This is a genomic window from Nostoc cf. edaphicum LEGE 07299, from assembly GCF_015207245.1.
GTDB classification, from domain to species: domain Bacteria; phylum Cyanobacteriota; class Cyanobacteriia; order Cyanobacteriales; family Nostocaceae; genus Nostoc; species Nostoc edaphicum_B.
Map to the genome: position 1 here is coordinate 1 of NZ_JADEXF010000996.1, position 2,610 is coordinate 2,610.

Below are 2,610 nucleotides of genomic sequence, written 5' to 3' on the forward strand. Positions count from 1 at the left end.
CTTTTTAACTTGGGTGAAACTCAAGCTAACCGCTTGCTTTGGATTATTCATCATTTAGTTGTTGATGGTGTCTCGTGGCGAATTTTACTTGAAGATTTTCAAACAGCTTACCAGCAAATTAGTCAAGGCAAAACTATAAAGTTACCACCCAAAACTACTTCTTATAAAGAATGGTCTAGCTGTTTACAAAAATATGCTCAATCTTCAGCACTGCTTTCAGAACTAGAATTTTGGCTGACAACACAGCATCAACTTGTTTCGTCGATCCCAATAGATTTTCCGGGTGGAAATAATATAGAAGAAACGGCTTCTATTGTATCAGTATTATTATCTACAGAAGAAACTCAAAGTTTGCTGCAACAAGTGCCAGCAGCTTATCGAACGCAAATTAATGATGTATTATTAACAGCACTTATCCAAACATTTCACCAGTGGACGGGAGAAACTTCTCTATTAATTGACTTAGAAGGACATGGGCGAGAAGAAATATTCGAGAATGTGGATTTATCGAGGACTGTAGGTTGGTTTACAAGTATTTTTCCCGTACACCTAAATCTGGAAAATACTAACTATTTAGGAAAAGCTTTGAAGTCGATTAAAGAGCAGATTCGAGCAATTCCAAATCAAGGTATTGGCTATGGATTACTGCGTTCTTTTAATGAAAATAAGAAAATAAATGAACAACTTTCCTTGTCAAAACCTGAAGTTATTTTTAACTATTTAGGACAGTTTGATCAAGTTTTACCAGAATCATCTTTATTTAGCTTAGTACAGGGTTTAAGCGGTTCAAGTCACAGTTTGCGAAATAAACGAACTCACTTATTAGAAATTAACGGTGGTATTTATCACGGACATTTGCAAATGAGTTGGACTTACAGCAAGGAGTTGCATCGGCAAAGCACAATTGAAGGACTTGCTCAAAGGTTTATTGAGGCATTGCGATCGCTCATTGCTCATTGTCAGTCTTATGATGCAGGTGATGTTACCCCTTCCGATTTCGCTGAGTTTAAGCAAAGCCAATGGGATCAAGCCGATCTCGATGCCATTACAGCAGCTATGGGAGATATCTAAGATGAGCGTGAAAAACAAAAACATTGAAGACTTTTATCCCCTCTCGCCGATGCAGCAGGGCATTCTCTTCCATAGTCTTGCAGCCCCTAAATCTGGCATCTATTTTGAACAATTTAGTTTGACTCTCCAAGGAAAGCTTAACATTACAGAATTCCATCGCGCATGGGAGTACGTTGTAAAACGACATTCAATTCTCCGAACCTGCTTTGTTTGGGAAGGTTTAAAAGAACCGGTACAAATTGTGCATCGACAGGTGACACTACCTTGGCAGGAATATGATTGGCAGCATCTCTCCTTGGAAGAACAACAACAAAAGTTAGAACTTTTGTGGCAAAGCGATCGCTCCAGAGGCTTTGAACTGACGCAGCCACCATTGATGCGCCTAACACTAGTTCAACTTTCGGACATCTCCTATAACTTTACTTGGAGTCATCATCATCTATTGCTAGATGGGTGGTCTGTTCCCTTGATTTTTAAGGAAGTCTTTGGTTGTTATAAAGCTTTCTGCAATGCTGAAGATACTCACCTAGAACCCATTCGCCCATATCGGGATTACATTGTCTGGCTACAGCAACAAAACCTATCCGAGGCTGAGGCTTTCTGGCGACAGACACTTAAAGGTTTTACTACTCCAACACAGCTATCGGTAAATAAAGCAGCTACAAAATTACTAGCTCAAACAGATGGCTCTAACGAGCGAGAAGTTAAGCTTTCTGTAGTCACAACAGCAAAATTGCAATCTGTAGCAAAGCAACACCAGTTAACCTTAAACACTCTAGTACAGGGAGCTTGGGCTTTACTATTGAGCCACTACAGTGGTCAAGAGGATGTAGTTTTTGGGGCAGTAACTTCTGGCCGTCCTCCTACTTTAGCTAAAGTTGAGTCTATGGTAGGGCTATTGATCAACACACTGCCGATTAGAGTACAAGTATCACCTGAAGAATTTCTTTTGCCTTGGCTTGAGAAAATCAAAGAGCAACTAGTTGAAGCGCGTGAATACGAGTATACTCCGTTAGTGAAAATCCAAGGATGGAGCGAAGTTCCCAAAGATTTATCTTTGTTCGAGAGTATTGTAGTTTTTGAGAACTATCCCATAGATGCTTCCTTACGGCAGAGCGATCTAAATTTTGAGATCAAGGATTTTCATAGCTTTGAAAAAACTAACTATCCGATAACTCTAACTGTGATTCCAGGTGAAGAGTTGTTGCTCAAAATTACTTGTGATGATAGCGATCGCTTCGACACTGACACTATCACCCGGATGCTAGGACATTTGCAGACTTTGTTAGAGGGTATGGTAAGAAAGACAGAGCAACGTCTTTGTGAGTTGTCGCTGTTGACGGAAACTGAGCGACATCAGTTGCTTGTGGAGTGGAATGATACGGAAGAAGAATATCCTCAACAGCAATGCATTCATGAGTTATTTGAAGCGCAAGTAGAAAAAACACCCGATGCTGTGGCGGTGGTGTTTGAAGACCAACAGTTGACCTACGAGGAACTGAATACCAAAGCGAATCAATTGGCACATCATTTGGGATC

General features: G+C 40.3%; 2 protein-coding genes. Both read left to right on the forward strand.

The annotated features are described in order from the left end of the window. The coding region (locus tag IQ229_RS23550) for a condensation domain-containing protein (protein ID WP_228013686.1) at positions 1-1,071 on the forward strand (1,071 nt) is incomplete at its 5' end. 1 nt (position 1,072) lies between these two features. Continuing rightward, positions 1,073-2,610: condensation domain-containing protein (locus IQ229_RS23555; RefSeq protein ID WP_228013687.1), on the forward strand; the 1,538-nt coding region annotated here is incomplete at its 3' end.